The sequence below is a fragment of the Porphyromonas uenonis 60-3 genome, assembly GCF_000174775.1.
Taxonomy (GTDB): Bacteria; Bacteroidota; Bacteroidia; order Bacteroidales; family Porphyromonadaceae; genus Porphyromonas; species Porphyromonas uenonis_A.
This window is the reverse complement of sequence record NZ_ACLR01000176.1, coordinates 38,432-54,816: the sequence shown is the minus strand read 5'-3', so window position 1 is coordinate 54,816 and position 16,385 is coordinate 38,432. Positions and strand designations below refer to the sequence as shown.

The following is a 16,385-nucleotide window of genomic DNA, read 5'->3' as shown; positions in this document are numbered from 1 at the left end:
CGGCCCTACAACCGTTACTCGTCTCGCTTTAACGAGAACGGACGCTCGACCGAGCGTCCCTACAACCGTTACTCGTCTCACTTTAACGGGGACGGACGCTCGACCGAGCGTCCCTACAACCGTTACTCGTCTTGAGCGCGTTTACAAAGGGCTATTCGTAAGATTTGCCGGAGCTTGTTTTTTTTCCCACCCTCGTAAGGAGCGGGGCTAGCTAGTGCGACTCTGTATGGCTGAGTAGGCTTGCTTGAGTAGCTCGAGGGTGTCACGTGCGGCCTCTTGCTGGGCGCGCTTCTTGCTACTACCGGCGCCTCGGCCTACGGGCTTGCCATCGATCCAAACGCTGTAGATGAAGTGATCGTGAGGCATCGTCTGATGCTCTTCAAGACGAAACTCGTGGGACAGGTGATGCTTCTGAACCCACTCGATGAGTTCGCTCTTATAGTTCTGAATGCTCGCCACCGTATGCTCCCGCATGTCTCGGTAGGTGGGGAGGATGTAGTCTCGGACGAAATCTTGCGTACGGGCATAGCCCTGATCGAGGTAGATGGCTCCGATGAGCGCCTCGACGGTGTTGCCGTAGATGTCTACCGAGTTGTCCAAGGCGCTCGGCACCATGATGATATAGCGCTCTAGATGCAGGCGACGGCCTACCTCGTTATTGACGGGGCGGCTCACGAGCGAGCTCTTGCACTTGCTCAGATCACCTTCGTCCCATGTGGGGTGGAGGTGGTAAAGGTAGGTGCAGATGGAGGCTTCGAGGACGGCATCGCCGAGGAACTCAAGTCGCTCATTATTGAGCTTCTCCCCACCCTCCCCGATGATGGTGCAGGAGCGGTGGCGCATCGCTAGGAGGTAGAGGTCTGTGCGGACGGGCACGATGCCTATCCGGTCAAAGAGCGAGGTCAGATCTGGTGTGCGCTGCGAGGTGCCCCCACGCATCTTACGCCACCAGTGCTGCCAGCGCTCGCCCAGCTCTCGGAGCAGGGATCTAGTCCTAGAGGTACGAAAGAATCTCATAGCCGTCGCTCTCTAGAAGACCCCAAAAAGCGATACCCCTCCATACTCGTCGGCTCTAAAGCAACGTGCGTGAGGGGGTATCGCTGATACAGTGTCATGAGTTGATACGGTGCGGGTGCGCTTACTGGATCTTCTTGAAGATGACGCAAGCGTTGTGACCGCCGAAGCCAAAGGTATTGCTCATGGCTACGTTGACAGTACGCTTTTGCGCCTTGTCAAAGGTAAAGTTGAGCTTGTAGTCTATCTGATCGTCTTCGTCACCAGGCTCATGATTGATGGTTGGTGTGACGACATCCTCCTGAATAGACTTGACGATAGCCATCGCCTCTAGCGCTCCTGTAGCACCGAGGAGGTGTCCGGTCATAGACTTGGAGGAGCTGATATTGAGATCGTAAGCTTTGTCGCCCCAGACGCTTTGGATAGCTTTGACCTCTGAAGCGTCACCAACAGGTGTTGAGGTACCGTGGACGTTGATATAGTCTACATCTTCGGGCTTCATGCCGGCATCCTCTAGTGCGCGGGTCATCACGAGCTTGGCGCCTAGTCCCTCGGGGTGGCTGGCAGTCAGGTGATACGCATCGGCTGATAGTCCGAAGCCGGCAAACTCGGCATAGATCTTAGCTCCACGAGCGACTGCATGCTCATACTCCTCTAGTATAAGGATAGCGGCACCCTCGCCTAGTACGAAGCCATCGCGGCTAGCACTGAAGGGCCGAGAGGCTGTCTCGGGAGAGTCGTTGCGGGTAGAGAGGGCGTGCATCGCATTAAAGCCACCGATACCAGCGACTGTCACAGCGGCCTCGCTACCGCCTGCGACCATCATCTTAGCCTTGCCTAGGCGTATCATGATAGCTGCGTCGATGATAGCATTCGTCGAGGAGGCACAAGCTGAGGCGACGCTGTAGTTGGGACCGTGGAAGCCGTACTCAATAGATACGAGTCCAGCAGCGATGTCGGAGATCATCTTCGGGATGAAGAAGGGATTGAAGCGAGGTCCTCGCTCAGGATCATACTGCAGGATCTCCTCTTGGAAGGTTTCTAGGCCTCCGATACCTGCGCTGATGATGACACCGACCTCGTTTTTGTCAACATGCTCTAGGTCTACAGCGGAGTCTGCGATCGCCTCTTTTGTTGCTACCAGAGCGAGCTGAGTGTATCGATCATAGCGACGTACCTCTTTGCGGTCAAAGTGGTCTTCGGGATTGAAGCCCTTGACCTCACAGGCAAACTGGGTCTTGAACTTGGAGGCATCAAACTGTGTGATGGGAGCTGCTCCACTCTTGCCCGCTAGCAGGTTTTGCCAAGTGGTAGGAGCATCATTGCCAATGGGGGTGATGGCACCTAGGCCAGTCACGACTACTCTGTTAAATTGCATAGGCTATATCAAAGTCAAGCGTCAGTATATGAGGTGTCTGTTGCTGTGTGCAACAGATCCTAGCGGTGTAAACTGAATGATGAGAAGTACACGAGGACAAGCCCAGCACCCATGCTGGGAGATCTGAGACTTGCCCTCGGGCTTTGTACTTTAGTTAGGAGAGCGTCACGCAACTATGCGGCGACACCTCCGTATCGTATGATGAGAAGAGCTCTACTGCGTATACTCCTCTAGATGGATTAAGCTAGCTGCTTCTCGATGTAGTCGATAGCGTCGCCAACGGTCTTGATACCCTCAGCCTCCTCATCGGGGATGGTCATATCAAACTCCTTCTCGAAGGCCATCATCAACTCGACCGTGTCAAGAGAGTCAGCACCGAGATCGGTGGTGAAGTTTGCCTCACGAGTTACCTCTGAGAGCTCAACGTTGAGCTTGTCTGCTATTAGGTCTTTGACCTTGCTTTCTACTTCTGCGTTCATTGCTTAATAGGTTATTTGATGAATAATTGATTAGTCATATTGGGTCGGTAGCGTAGCTCTGCTGGTCGCCCCACGCGAGGAGCGTATCGTATCCGCAGATTTAGCTGTACCTTTGTGCAGAAGAGGTGTCAGAGCGTGTGAATGCCGTCGCATTTTGCACACATGCACCCCTTATGTGCAACAAATGTACGAAGAAAAATGGAAACCATAGCAATATTCGCCTCGGGCAATGGAACAAATGCTGAAGCTCTCGTCCACTACCTCACAAATATAGATGACATTTCCGTCGCGCTCATAGCAACTGACAATCCTCACGCCGGAGTCCTCCAGCGTGCTGAGAGACTGGGTGTACGCTCTCTCGTCTTCCAGCGCAAAGAGATGGCGAACGTTGCCTTTGCCGAGCAACTCCGAGAGCAATATCAGGTGACAGCTATCGTCCTAGCAGGCTTCCTCGGCTTGGTGCCAGAGAGCTTGCTACGAGCTTTCCCTCGGCGCATCCTCAATATCCACCCAGGGCTCCTACCAGACTATGGGGGCAAGGGAATGTATGGCGACCGTGTCCACGAGCGTGTCCTCGAGGAACACTGCAAAGTGAGTGGCATCACGATCCACCTCATCGATGGCGAGTACGATCGTGGCTCGACGCTCTGCGAGGTGCGCCTAGCGGTCCACCCCGATGACACGGTTGACACGCTCGCTGAGCGCATCCATCGCCTCGAGCACACCTACTACCCTATCGTCGTCGCCGACTACCTCACACGTCCCGACCTTACGCCACTAGCTTAGTTGGGTTACTCCTCCGACGACTGATCAAGTGCTTTGAGTGCCTTGAACTTAGCCTGCATCGTCGGATTCTTGTAGGTGAGCTTGCGAATGGTTAGCCCCTCCGCCTTGTCGTTGGCTAGGCGCAGGTTGTTTTCGCTGCCGATGAGATTGTCCTTGATCTTTTGCAAATGCTTGATCGAGTTGTCGATCTCTTCGATTGCTTTCTTAAACTTATCGCTCGCTAGGCGATAGTTACGCCCAAACTTGTCCTTGAACTCCTCTATATCCTCCTCAAAGTGTGTGATATCGATGGATTGTTGCTGCGCCTCGAAGAGTTGCTTCCGTATATCGAGGCTCTTACGTGAGGCAGAGACCAGGAGCGTGATCAGTGGTACGAAGAATTGGGGGCGGATCACATACATCTTCTCGTAGCGGTGCGACTTGTCCACGATGCCCCCGTTGTAGAGCTCGCTGTCGGGCTCTAGGAGCGACACGAGGACGGCATACTCGCACCCTTTCTTGCGACGATCCTCGTCGAGCTTCTTGAGAAAGTCCTCGTTGCGATGCTTCGAGGCTGTCTCGTCAGCCTCGTTTTTCATCTCAAACATGATGGAGATGTACTCAGGCTCGCCCTCTCCCGCATAGTCACGAAAGATAAAGTCCCCCTTGGTGCCACCGACCACCTCATTGTCCTTCTCAAAGTAAGCGTAGGGGTAAAAGGTCCTCAGCTTCTGCTCAAACTCTAGAGCGCAGTGCTGCTCCAGTGTCTCGCCTATCATCTTGGTGGACGAGACGCGCCTTGAGATCTCTGTAAAGCTCACCTGCTCCTTCAGTCTCTCCTCCTGCTCCTTGTGCTGCTCCTGCAGCCGGCTAAGCTCTAGCTGAGCTTCCTTACTCTGCAGCTCCGCCTGAGATCGTAGCACGACGATCTCCTGCTCCTTAGCTTGTAGCGCTTTCTGGCTCTCAGCCTGGGCTTTTAGGCGTTCGTTATCCCGCAAGCTCTCTTGCTGCGCCAGCTCTGCGTGGAGCTCCGTGATCGTTTTCTCCTTGTCTGCCAGCGCTAGTCGTAGCTCCGCTTGGCTCTTCTCTCCCATAGCGTCTAGTCTGCTCTGGAGCTGCGCCAGCTCGGTGTCTCGCTGTGCCAGTCGCTCCTTGAGTGTCGCCTCAGCCTGCGCCACGGCGAGCTGCTGCCCCTGTCGGCTCCGCTCCTCTACGAGTGCGATCCGCTCAGCGAGCGCCTTGTCAAAAGCCTCGCCACGCACCTGCTCTAGGAGCTGCGCATAGCCACGCTCGTCAATACTAAACGGCTTATTGCAATTCGGACAAATCAATTCGTGCATATCTTATCTCAGGTCTCTCTAAAAAGGTTGATTCAGGTGAAGACAAAGATACTCTTTTCCGCAAATCTCTCTGATAGAGGCGCACAAGATTTGCATAGCTCACAATAAATAGGTATCTTTGTGGTGGTAATAAAACCGCTTAACCTTTTAGAATACCTATATATGAGTACAAAATCAATCAAAGGTACACGTACCGAACAGAACCTCCTCAAGTCATTTGCTGGAGAGTCTCAAGCTAGAAATCGCTATACATACTTCGCCGGAGTAGCTCGCAAGGAGGGATATCGTCAGATCGAGGCTGTCTTCCTAGAGACTGCTGATCAGGAGAAGGAGCACGCTAAGCGCTTCTTCAAGTTCCTCGAGGGTGGTGAGCTAGAGATCACCGCAGCCTTCCCTGCTGGTGTCATCGGCACCACTGCTGAGAACCTCAAGGCTGCAGCTGCTGGTGAGCACTGCGAGGCTGAGGAGATGTATCCTGAGTTCGCTGACATCGCAGACGAGGAGGGATTTAAAGAAATTGCTGCCGTCTATCGCAACGTAGCCAAGGCTGAGCATCAGCACGAGATGCGCTACCTCAAGCTCCTAGAGCGTGTCGAGTCTGGCAAGTACTTCGAGCGTGACGAGGAGATCTACTGGCAGTGCCGTAACTGCGGCTTCGTGGTCAAGGCAAAGAAGGCTCCCGCTAAGTGTCCCGCTTGTGCTCACCCACAGGAGTTCTTTGAACCAATGGCAGAAAACTTCTAATACGTATCGCATAGGCTGTCCGCCTATACAGATCAAGCCCAGCAGACTCTTCGTTTGCTGGGCTTGATTCGTTTAGTACCTCTAGAGAAAAAGAAAGCACTCAGACGAGCGTACGGAAGAGCTGCACGAAAGCCTCCGCCATCGCCCCTCGTGTATACTGCTGATAGTGGTCGGTAAAGGTCTCTCTCGGTAGCGCCTCGCCACGCTCTAGACGCTCCAAGTGACGAGCGACAAACGCTACGACCTGCGCTACATCGGTAGCAGCGAGCGCTCCACCATGCGCTCGGAGGATCTGCGCCACAACGCTTTCGTCGCTCTCCACCATCAGGATAGGCCGACGCATTGCCATCGCCTCAAAGAGCTTGGTCGTCACCATCCCGTGTGGTCCCTCAGGTTGCTCACGACGGCCTAAGAGGAGGAGCATATCGGCCTGAGCCAGTAGCTTTGGCACCTCAGCGTAAGGCACCATCGCGTGAAAGTGCTGCGCAGCTCGTACACTAGGAGAGTACGCCTCTAGGAGTTGCTCAAGGAGCTGCTGCGAAGCGTTGTCACAATACCAATGCACCTCAACAGCTCCACGCTGGACCCACTTGTCTAGCGCCTCCTCTTGTAGCGCCTCTAGAAGCAACGTCGGGTCCCGCATCTCTAGCGATAGGAGACGTCCCGTATAGACGATGCGTAGCGGTAACTGTGGGGACCGCTCGGGCTGTGCTACGAAGAGCCCCTCGTCATATCCATTCGGTATGCAGAGGACTCGCTGCTCTGGATGGAGCTCTTGCAACAGATTGCGGTGCCACTCGGAGACAGTCACGATGGCGGAGGCTTGGCGCAGCGCTTCTGTCCGAGCTTTGATGAAGCGTGCTCGAAGCCAGCTGTAGAGCTTTCGGCGTAAAGGTAGCCAGCGTGGTAGCGGTGCTGGGAGAAAGCCCTCGGGCGTGTACTCCTCGACGATGTCTCGGCAGTCCATCACAGCGGGTAACCCCGTTTGCCGTGCCAAGCGAGCGACAGCTGGGAGCGGGAAGGTGCGATAGCTCATTCCCACGATTAGTTCGTATTGTGTCAAGTCGTAATGCTGACGCAAGTGCCGTACGAAGCGCCTGCTCTTCACCTGCCAGAGCGCATCAGCGAGCGCATAGAGCGACCTTCCCCTCTTGGGGGCTAATGGCACACGCTCTAGACGGTGTGCAGGCAAACTACTCGTGCGCTCCACAGAGCCGTGAGAGCCTTGGTGATCCCCTCTGATCTCTTCGCTCACCACGTCCACCTGCCACTCTTGCTGGGGGAGGCGCTGCAGGAGTGCCGTGATGCGAGGCGCAAACTGTGGGGGGAGCAGGTCGGTCAGTAGCAGGATACGGTGAGGAAGCATAGGAGCGCAAGGACTATAGCCCAACGATGTCCGTCGCAGGCGAGAGCTTGATGATCTGTCGCAACAAAGCTCTGTAGAGACGTGTGTGGTAAATGTGCGGATCGTCTAGCAGCAGGTTCTCATTGTGAAAGAGTAGCGTCACCTCGCCATGATACCGATACGTCTGATCGATCATTGCCAGAGCCACCCGCTCAGCCTCTGCATAGTCGAGGTGCATATACTTCTCATCATGTAGCGTGTAGTCCATCACCGTGAGCGGGTGCAGGATCAAGTCCGTGACCACCATGCTCTGAGGATTGATAAAGCGCACAGGACGCGACGTCCCCAGCCTAAAGCCCGCCACATCAGCGTAGCTCATGGAGTAGTCATGATAGATGCCAGCCCCGAGGAGTGCATTGTAGTCCTCAGGCTCACGCACTGCTAGGTAGTGATGACGAGAGCAGGTTACGGGCTCGCCCAGCTCTTTCTCCAGCTCTTCCTTAGCCGCTTCCACCGCATCTGGATGCTCCGAGCAGTAGAGGTTTAGATGGAGACCAAACTCTACCTTGCGTCTCCGTGCCAACCGCATGATGGCTGCTATCTTATGATTGCGTAGCGTGTAGTTTGGTTTGTCCAGTGGATGCGGACTAGGAGTTTTGATGAAAAAGATCGTTCGCACAGGGCTAGCACACTTACGCTGTGTCTCCACATTCCAATCTAGGAAGCGACCATAGCTAAAGAAGAGATCCTCACTAGCCCGCGAGAACGTATTGCGATAAGCGGCCCGTAGCGAGAGACGCTCCTTGAGGAGGAGGCGCAGGAAGCCCCGCACACCCGAGCTGTAGTAGGGTTGGTCTAGATCATGTGTGAGCGACACCGAGCTAAAGCCGGGCTCCATCGGCTGTACCGCCAGACCTATCTCACTCATCAGTCGTCGTAGCTCCGCAGCATACTCATCCACCAGTGGACGCTCCAGAAAGCCCGCACGATAGCCCAGCGACTCCCGTCCTGGGAAGCGACCATGCTGATCCCTCCGCTTGCGATAGTACATTTCTTCGTAGCGAGACAGTAGGAAGTAGCTACTCGCCACGAGGTCTGCGTAGATAATAAGACGTGTGCCATAAGGCGTCTCTAAGCTCTCCTCGCGAGGCTCCCCAAAGAGTAGCGGCATCCCATGCCACTCGGCGAGAGGTAGTGTAGGCATTGACTCGGCACGCCCGTACTGCTCATAGTCAAAGAAGCCCGACGGCACGATCACCACACGATGATACGGCTTCGCCTCCTCAGGCCGGCAGTAGGCGACGTAGTCGGGAGAGCGCTGCATCTGAGCGTGACGCGAGATGCGGATCTTGCCCGAGATGTCGAGCGGGATCGCATCTCCGAGTAGGAAGGAGAGGATATATTCTGTCGCCTCGTAGTGTCGCATATAGATAAGTCAATAGAGATACCGTAGATAGTACCGACGCAATTGCAGACGCATGGGCAGCGTCTGACGCCCCGCCTGTAGACGCAGGTAAGGGTGTGGCACAGCTCCGAAACTGCGAAAGAAGAAGGCGATGCCTGCCTGCATTGATCCCTCAAAGTCAAAGGTGTGACACCCCGCCTCTCGGCTCCATACGATGAGCCTATCCAGTAGCAGAGCCATCGCATCCTCGCCCTCAGGCGTCCTATCCTGTCCCCCCGCAATGTAATAGGCAGTGCCAGCATGATATGCCACAAAAGCTCCAGCCACAGGCTCCTCCGTCTGTGGTGAGAGCAGAAGCAGGACGGCACCCTGCCGATGTGCCACAGCAGCCGTCACCAGGCGCCTCAGCGAGGAGGCGCAGAGACGGTCTCCACCGCTACGCTGCAAGCTCTTGCGACAGAGCTCCACCAGCATTTCCGCACAAGTTGCCACATTCGTCTCCTCAGCCCAAAGTTCTCGTAGACCTAAGGCAGTGGCGCGACGCACCTTTCGCTGGATCAAACTATTGTACAGCTCTTGGGGTGACCTTTGCGCCAAGTCTAGAAGATGCGTATAGGCGACCGAGCTACGCCAGGCTCCCGCAGGCGTCTCACACGGGAGCCAGTCCCAATAGTCGAGCGGTAAGTGCGCCTCTATATAATGTAGTGATGAGGGGAGCGCCTCGCTAAGCGCTTTCATAGCGGCGAGGTGAGCAATGTATCGATCTCGATCAAAAGGGTCCTCCCCCACTGCTCCCGAACGATCACTCAGTGGCCCCGCAAACTGACAGTAAGGAGGCACGATCAGGTGCCGTTGCGTAGGCATAAAGAGAGGCCACACCAGTGTCGGAGCGCCTTCCTTAGTCCCTGCTGTAGAGAGCACCGACAGATCCTTCCTCCCCGCAGCTGCGCATAGCCACCAGGGCTGCGCATAGAGTGGTAGCGAAGGTGTCTCAGCACACCATCGCGTGTACTGCTCACTAGAGACGGAAAGCGTCACGGCGGACTAACTAAACCGTTTTGGGATCAAGAGATTAGCTGGCACAGCTCGTTGCTCATAAGCCTCCTCCGAGAGCTCACGCACAGCCTCCCATAGTAAGTCTCTCACAGTTTCCATAGGCCACCCAGCGATACCACACCCTACCTCCGTAAGGTAGAAGGTAAGCTTCGGATGCTCTAGAGCAAAGCGTAGCAAGCGTCCCAAGCTAGCACGTAGCGCCTCTGGAGCCACCTGTCGCATATCCTCACCCAGCGTCGACAGAGCGTAAGCCTGTCCAGTCAAGCCCTCGGCGACACCCATCTCTGCGTTAAAAACGCGCCGAGCAGTACGTGCTGCACCTCCCATATGGTGTCCCAGCAGATTGCTCCCGAAGACAAAGATCTCGTCCTCACGGAGCACTGAGATGCGTTCTGGTGTATATGCCTCGTCTGTACGATCTGTAAGTCGTTGCCATCCTTTGGGTATCTGTAGAGCTGTCATGATAACTATGCTTTAGAGTTTGATGTTTACTTGTGAGAGCCTAGCGCCAGCCTTTGCCAGCGAGCACAAGTCTAGAGAGACGCTTAGGGTGTGATCACTAGCGAGTTACGCACCCTACGCCCTCAGACTATCTATTATATATCAAAGTCTTCATCGACCAGCTGATCCGTCGTATCTGGGGCTTCGCCCTCCTCACCTTCGTCAGCATCTTGCGAGAGATGCAGCTTACCCTCATGAGCCAGCTGATCCATCACCTGCTGAGCCACTTCGTCGGCCAGCTCAGGATTGTCATCCAAGAGCTCCTTGACCGCATCACGGCCTTGACCTATGTTATTGCCTTGATAGGAGAACCACGAGCCACTCTTCTTGAGGATGCCCATGTCGGTAGCCGCATCGATGATCTCGCCTACACGGTTGATGCCCTGACCGAAGAGTATGTCAAACTGAGCACGACGGAAAGGCGGAGCCACCTTGTTCTTGACCACACGCACACTCGTCACCTTGCCGACCACATCGTCGCCCTTCTTAATCTGCTTGTAGGCACGTATGTCTAGGCGCACAGAGGAGTAAAACTTAAGCGCATTACCACCCGTCGTCACTTCGCTAGGACCCGTAGGGCTGTAGCCATTACCGATCTTCATACGTAGCTGATTGATAAAGATACAGCAAGTCTTAGAGCGACTCACAGCAGCCGTGATCTTGCGCATAGCACGAGACATGAGACGAGCGTGTAGACCCACCTGCGTGTCCCCCATCTCGCCCTCTATCTCCGCCTTCGGAGTCAGAGCAGCTACCGAGTCCACTACAAGAATATCCACCGCTGACGAACGAATCAGTTGCTCCGCAATGTCTAGCGCCTGCTCACCATCATCAGGCTGAGAGATCCACAGGCGGCTAATGTCCACTCCTAGAGCCTGTGCATAGGTCGGATCAAAAGCGTGCTCCGCATCAATGATCGCAGCGATACCGCCCAGCTTCTGCGCCTCGGCGATAGCGTGGATAGCCAGCGTCGTCTTACCCGAAGACTCTGGGCCAAAGATCTCAATGATACGTCCACGAGGGTAGCCCCCGACACCGAGAGCTATGTCAAGCGTCAAGCTCCCTGAGGGGATCACACTCACATCCTCCACGGCATCATCCGCCATATTCATGATAGCGCCCTTGCCAAACTGCTTCTGTATACGTCCCATGGTAGTCTCCAGCGCCTTCATTTTCGCTGCGACATCTGTAATAGGAGGAGTGACGACAGTCCTCTCATTTTTCTTTGCCATATTTACCTAGTCCTTAGTTGAATATCGGAGGTCCGGGAGCCAATGCTCTTAACCATATATAACCTCCCATACAAAGGTAGTGAAAAAAGGGACATCTCACCCCTCCGCACCCCACAGCTCACAAGTAGCGCCTTGTCAAATCTCACGACGCTACTCGTCTAACCTCTAATTTCTAACCTCTAACTCCCCGAGGCACTCCGACGCACTTCGATGACCCCGACAGCACACCTCCGAGGAAATCGAAATTGCCTCGGTAGAAAATGGGAATCCGCCACGGAGGAATAAAAAAATTCTTCCGAACTTTGATTTGCTTCTTCCGAAGTTTCATTTCATTCTTCCGAACTTTTATTTCCCGGTTCCGTGGAGATTTTTCGTTTGCTCGCTAGAGATTTCGGATTTCCTACCGAGGGGAGAGATTAGAGATTAGAAATTAGAGGTTAGAGATTAGGAGTTAGAACAAATAGAGATCGGAGCTATCGGAGACGTGTAACGGCTGTAGGGACGCACGGTCGTGCGTCCGTTGTGTCAAAACGTGACGTGTAGCCAGATGTACGAATACACGAGACGTGGCTTTAACGACAACGGACGCACGACCGTGCGTCCCTACAGCCGTTACACGTCTCACTCTCACCTCTAATTTCTAACCTCTAATCTCTAATCTCTATATCAGTTTGTCTAGTCCAAAAATAAGTTGTACCTTTGCCTCACGAAATACGGGATGTAGCTCAGTCCGGTTAGAGTGCGCGTCTGGGGGGCGTGAGGTCGCTGGTTCGAATCCAGTCATCCCGACTAGGGTCGTTAGACCTACTGCAAGAGTGACTTACACGGTCGTGTAAGTCACTCTTTTTTGCGCCTAGAGCGAGGAGCTCTAACTTCTTTTTTCGTACCTTTGGGTGAGACTTAATTCGAGACTGATGCAAAAGTCAACAGTCTCACAATCTTGCAAGCAAGATTGTCCAGACTTTGCAGAAAGGATGAAGCGCAAGGCGCTGAGGGTGAGGTCTGAAGGGAGCATACCTCCGTATGTGACCGAAGCCGGACCCCGAAAGCAACACAGCGATTCGCCTTTATGCAACAGTCTCTAATTCGTCTCAGCATCATTCCTCAAGATAGTTCTCATAAGAAACGCATCCCTGCTCTATGACAAGTAACAAAGCCTCTAGCGACTCAGCCACCCAACCGTCCGAAACGAAGAGCTCCAGACAGGTCTCACCTGACGAGTTGCCCCATAGCCGTACGAAGCTCGGAGAGCCTGTATACAAGGTCTCCTTCTGGACGCCTCGCACCTCCCTCATCACGCTCATCCTCGTACTGCTCCTGATCATCGGCAAGCATGCCCTACCCTATATGAGTGGCGTGCTGGGTGCTCTAACCATCTACGTTCTGCTGAGAGGCCAGATGAAGTGGCTCGTGGAGCGCAAGCACTGGGGGCGCAGCTGGGCTGCTTCGCTACTGACTGTGGAGGCTATCTTCTTCTTTCTGATACCTATACTGGGGATCGTCTTGATGCTCATTGACCTCTTCTCCACCTTTGACCCAGAGTCGCTCAATGTGCTGACGACGCAAGCTCAGGAGATGATCCAGCAGGTAGAGGATCGCTTTGGTATAGAGCTATGGAGCGAAGAAAACTTGCAGAAGCTGACGAGCGTCTCGACCTCTTTGGTAAAAGGCTTGCTACAGGGGATGTCTTCGTTCTTTCTAAACGCCTTTGTCATCCTCTTTCTCCTCTACTTCATGCTACGAGGGTATGACCATTTTGAGTCTGCTGTAGAGGAGCTACTCCCCTTCACGGGGAAGAATAAGAGGACGGTCTCCAGCGAGACGATCAGCATCGTCAAGAGCAACGCTATCGGCATCCCAGTCCTAGCGCTCGTACAAGGCGTTTTTGCCTATATAGGCTACCTTATCTTTGGGGTGGAGGATGCGCTACTCTTTGCCGTGCTGACCACCTTTACGACGATCATCCCTGTGCTCGGCACGATGATCGTGTGGGTGCCGATGGCTATCATCATGGGGATCAATGGGGACTGGCTCAACGCTATCCTCCTAGGGGCCTACGGCTTCATCGTCATCGGCGGTGTGGACAATGTGGCTCGACTACTACTACAGAAGCAGATGGCAAACATTCACCCGCTGATCACCATCTTCGGGGTCTTCATCGGACTATCGCTCTTTGGCTTCTGGGGAGTCATCTTCGGGCCACTGATCCTCTCTCTGATTGTGCTTTTTATCAACCTATACCGTCATGACTACGTGCCGGGGTCAAAGGCTAAGCCGTCCGCCTCTACGGATCATCAAGAGACGAAGTCGCTCGAGCGGCTCTCTCAAATCGTACAGAACAGCGGACTCTCAGCCCTAAATAAGTCAGAGCAGGAGCGCTACGAGAAGACGCATACGGACGAAAATAAACCAGAAGGAGATGAGTGACAACTTTATAGTATCAGCACGTAAGTACCGCCCGCAGACATTCGACGAGATGCTCGGGCAGGAGGCTATCTGCCTCACGCTCAAGAGTGCTATCCAGCAGGGCAAGATAGCTCACGCATACCTCTTCTGCGGGCCTCGCGGTGTGGGCAAAACGTCTGCAGCACGTATTCTAGCCCGTACGATCAATTGTGAGCAACTCACCCCGCAGGGAGAGGCGTGTGGCGTATGCGCTAACTGTCAGGCAGCGCTGCATCAGCGGGCGTTCAACATATACGAGCTGGATGCCGCCTCCAACAACTCGGTCGACGATATACGTCGTCTCAACGAGGATGTCTACATACGTCCACAGCAGGGCAAGTACAAGGTCTACATCATCGATGAGGTGCATATGCTCTCGTCGGGCGCTTTCAACGCTTTTCTCAAAACCCTTGAGGAGCCCCCTGGCTATGTGGTCTTTATCCTAGCCACAACCGAAAAGGACAAGGTACTCCCCACGATCCTCTCACGCTGTCAGGTGTACGACTTCAAGCCGATACCGCCGGAGCAGATTGCGGAGCAACTACGCCGTGTGGCTGATGCGGAGGGATTGCAGTATGATCCTCGCTCTTTTGACACGATCGCACGCATTGCCGATGGCGGTATGCGCGATGCGCTCTCACTCTTTGACCGCTTGGCTAGCACAGCGCAGGACGGGGTCATCTCTTACGAGCAGACGCTACAGACGCTCAACATACTAGATGACGAGTACTACTTTTACTTCACCACCTACCTATACAGTGGTGACTACAAGCGCACGCTCCTACTCCTCGACGAGCTCCTCGGTAAGGGAGTAGCTATGCGACAGCTGATCATCGGCTTGGCGGACTTCATGCGCAATCTGCTGGTGGCTCGCACCCCTGAGACGATGCAACTCTTCCCCTATACGGGCGTACATGCGGAGCGCTTTGCCACGCTAGCGCAGCAGATCCATCCGCTCTTTCTCTACAAGTCTATCTCTAAGTTGGTCTCCTGCGAGCGCAACTACCGTTCGTCACAGGCTAAGCGCCTACTGGTGGAGCTGACCTTCATGGGGATCTCTGAGATGTGTGGCGCCTTTAAGAATGCTACGGTCGCTCCCCCAACGGCAGCGCCAGCAACTCCAACGCCACAAGAGAGTAGCGTCCAAGCGCCGCAGGCTACTTATCAGGCACCTCCTGCGGCTACGCCTAAGCCTTCGACAGCTATGCCTACGCCTTCTGCTGCTACGCCTACACAGGACGAAAAAAAAAGAGTCCTCAGGTAGCCACTAGCCAACCTAAGCAGTACACGCCCAAGGCCTCTTCACTACGCATATCGGCACTCAAGCGTCAGGCGGAGGAGTCGCTCTCCGCACAAGCAGCTTCTAGTAAGGCTGAGGACGAGAGCGCTACCACGGCCTCAGAGCAACGTGACGAGCCTGTCACGCCCGAGGCACTACTCAAGTGGTGGCTCACCTACGCTGACGAGGAGCTCGCGGAGGAGGCTTATCTCTCCCAACTACTTCACACGGTCACTCCAGAGCTACAACCGCCTCATGAGCTAAAGCTCTCACTCGTAAGCAACATACAGCTAGAGTCGTTCGAGCGGATCCAGCGCTCTCTACTTCGTTATCTCAAGGAGAAGCTACACAACGATCACCTGACCCTGACGACTGAGGTCGCAGCTGTGGAGCAGACGCAACATGCCTCGACAGCTCAGGAGCGTGCGGCTTACTACAAGGAGCACTACAAAGAGGTCGCCTACCTAACGGAAACGCTCAATCTCCGCGTCAAGTAACGGAGGAAGACGGGACTCTCTGCGCTCATCTTCTTCGGAGCAATCAGCCTCCGCATCAAGTAACGGAGGAGAACGGGACTATTAGTTAGTTATCGGCGAGGTCGATACTTTCTGAACGACTGGGGAGCATGAGTCCCACACCGAGTCAGGACAATCTTGCAAGCAAGACTGTGAGACTGTTGACTTTTGCTACAGTCTCCACAGATGTCTGACATGCCCGTCATACATGACTAGAGGGAGCGCCGAGCTAATTGCTCGACACTCCCTCTCCTATTTGTTTTGTAAAGCAAGGACGAGTGACTGGGGGCTTTGTCAGCCCTCACAGGCGACACAGAGTCTCTCCTCGTAGGAGCGAACTATGTGACTGTATCTCGTCGATGCTCCTAGTGAACTACTCCTGTGCTGGCTCCTCAGCCTGTGCGGGTGCCTCTGTAGCTGGAGCCTCCTGGGCAGCAGCCTTAGTAGCACCGCTAGCACGACGTGAACGACGTGTGCGCTTCTTGCCCTCACTCTTAGGTGCAGAGGCGCTCTTGGTGATGTTGTCGTTGAAGTCTACAAGCTCGATAAAGCACATAGAGGCGTTGTCGCCAAGACGTAGCCCTGTACGTAGGATACGTGTGTAACCTCCAGGACGATCGCCGACCTTGTCAGCGACGGTGCCGAAGAGCTCCTTGACTGCCTCCTTGTCACGCAGGTAGCTGAAAGCTAGACGACGAGATGGAGTGGTGTCGTTTTTTGCCGTGGTAATAATAGGCTCGACGAACTTACGCAGTTCCTTAGCCTTGGCCACTGTCGTATTGATCCGCTTGTGCATGATGAGCGAGCTAGCCATGTTGGCAAGCATAGCCTCACGATGCGCCTTGGTGCGGCCTAGATGGTTGAATTTCTTATTGTGTCTCATAAGA

Annotated in this window: 14 protein-coding genes and 1 tRNA gene; 5 read left to right on the top strand and 10 right to left on the bottom strand. The window is 54.5% G+C overall.

Annotation, left to right across the window (positions count from 1 at the left end; genetic code table 11):
• Positions 1-207: 207 nt before the first annotated feature.
• The 3 genes from rnc to PORUE0001_RS06280 all read right to left on the bottom strand — a co-directional run bounded on the left by rnc (position 208) and on the right by PORUE0001_RS06280 (position 2,871).
• The gene (rnc, locus tag PORUE0001_RS06290) at positions 208-1,017 is read right to left on the bottom strand and encodes a ribonuclease III (protein ID WP_050771564.1); all 810 of its coding nucleotides are present in this window, start codon (positions 1,015-1,017) and stop codon (positions 208-210) included.
• A 121-nt stretch (positions 1,018-1,138) separates the two neighbouring features.
• Complete coding sequence (fabF, locus tag PORUE0001_RS06285) at positions 1,139-2,392, bottom strand: beta-ketoacyl-ACP synthase II (protein ID WP_007365550.1); 1,254 nt, start codon at positions 2,390-2,392, stop codon at positions 1,139-1,141.
• Positions 2,393-2,631: 239 nt separating this feature from the next.
• Positions 2,632-2,871 carry an acyl carrier protein gene (locus tag PORUE0001_RS06280; RefSeq protein WP_004331282.1) on the bottom strand — a complete coding sequence of 80 codons (240 nt, stop codon included), beginning with the start codon at positions 2,869-2,871 and terminating at the stop codon, positions 2,632-2,634.
• A 198-nt stretch (positions 2,872-3,069) separates the two neighbouring features.
• On the opposite strand from PORUE0001_RS06280, the gene PORUE0001_RS06275 reads away from it, so the two are divergent.
• Complete coding sequence (locus PORUE0001_RS06275; protein ID WP_007365551.1) at positions 3,070-3,657, top strand: phosphoribosylglycinamide formyltransferase; 588 nt, start codon at positions 3,070-3,072, stop codon at positions 3,655-3,657.
• A 5-nt stretch (positions 3,658-3,662) separates the two neighbouring features.
• On the opposite strand, the gene PORUE0001_RS06270 is transcribed toward PORUE0001_RS06275, so the two are convergent.
• Positions 3,663-4,976: a DUF2130 domain-containing protein gene (locus PORUE0001_RS06270; protein ID WP_007365580.1), complete on the bottom strand. Its 1,314-nt coding sequence runs from the start codon at positions 4,974-4,976 to the stop codon at positions 3,663-3,665.
• Positions 4,977-5,138: 162 nt separating this feature from the next.
• On the opposite strand from PORUE0001_RS06270, the gene rbr reads away from it, so the two are divergent.
• Positions 5,139-5,720, top strand: coding sequence for a rubrerythrin (rbr, locus tag PORUE0001_RS06265; protein WP_039865730.1), 582 nt, complete (start codon positions 5,139-5,141; stop codon positions 5,718-5,720).
• A 100-nt stretch (positions 5,721-5,820) separates the two neighbouring features.
• Here the strand turns inward: rbr and PORUE0001_RS06260 are convergent, their stop codons facing one another.
• The 5 genes from PORUE0001_RS06260 to recA all read right to left on the bottom strand — a co-directional run bounded on the left by PORUE0001_RS06260 (position 5,821) and on the right by recA (position 11,259).
• Positions 5,821-7,086, bottom strand: coding sequence for a glycosyltransferase (locus PORUE0001_RS06260; RefSeq protein WP_007365579.1), 1,266 nt, complete (start codon positions 7,084-7,086; stop codon positions 5,821-5,823).
• A gap of 13 nt (positions 7,087-7,099) precedes the next feature.
• Positions 7,100-8,491, bottom strand: a complete 1,392-nt coding sequence (locus PORUE0001_RS06255) for a polysaccharide deacetylase family protein (RefSeq protein ID WP_007365577.1) — start codon at positions 8,489-8,491, stop codon at positions 7,100-7,102.
• Between the two features lie 9 nt (positions 8,492-8,500).
• Positions 8,501-9,508 (bottom strand): GNAT family N-acetyltransferase, encoded by a 1,008-nt coding sequence (locus PORUE0001_RS06250; protein ID WP_232501427.1) that lies wholly within the window; start codon positions 9,506-9,508, stop codon positions 8,501-8,503.
• A 6-nt stretch (positions 9,509-9,514) separates the two neighbouring features.
• Entirely contained in the window at positions 9,515-9,988 is a 474-nt protein-coding gene (locus PORUE0001_RS06245; RefSeq protein ID WP_007365556.1) for a hypothetical protein, read from the bottom strand.
• Positions 9,989-10,122: 134 nt separating this feature from the next.
• A complete protein-coding gene (gene recA, locus PORUE0001_RS06240) occupies positions 10,123-11,259 on the bottom strand; it encodes a recombinase RecA (RefSeq protein WP_039865729.1) in 1,137 nt (378 codons plus the stop codon).
• Between the two features lie 714 nt (positions 11,260-11,973).
• Here recA and PORUE0001_RS06235 point away from each other — a divergent pair.
• From PORUE0001_RS06235 to dnaX, 3 genes are all read left to right on the top strand, one after another.
• Positions 11,974-12,048: transfer RNA gene (locus PORUE0001_RS06235), tRNA-Pro, on the top strand.
• Between the two features lie 351 nt (positions 12,049-12,399).
• Positions 12,400-13,686, top strand: a complete 1,287-nt coding sequence (locus PORUE0001_RS06230) for an AI-2E family transporter (RefSeq protein ID WP_100067379.1) — start codon at positions 12,400-12,402, stop codon at positions 13,684-13,686.
• On the top strand, positions 13,679-14,968 hold the full coding sequence (gene dnaX, locus PORUE0001_RS06225; RefSeq protein ID WP_007365585.1) for a DNA polymerase III subunit gamma/tau: 1,290 nt from the start codon (positions 13,679-13,681) through the stop codon (positions 14,966-14,968). The genes PORUE0001_RS06230 and dnaX overlap by 8 nt, the downstream gene beginning before the upstream one ends.
• A 903-nt stretch (positions 14,969-15,871) precedes the next feature.
• On the opposite strand, the gene rplQ is transcribed toward dnaX, so the two are convergent.
• Complete coding sequence (gene rplQ, locus PORUE0001_RS06220) at positions 15,872-16,381, bottom strand: 50S ribosomal protein L17 (RefSeq protein WP_007365570.1); 510 nt, start codon at positions 16,379-16,381, stop codon at positions 15,872-15,874.
• Positions 16,382-16,385 lie beyond the last annotated feature (4 nt).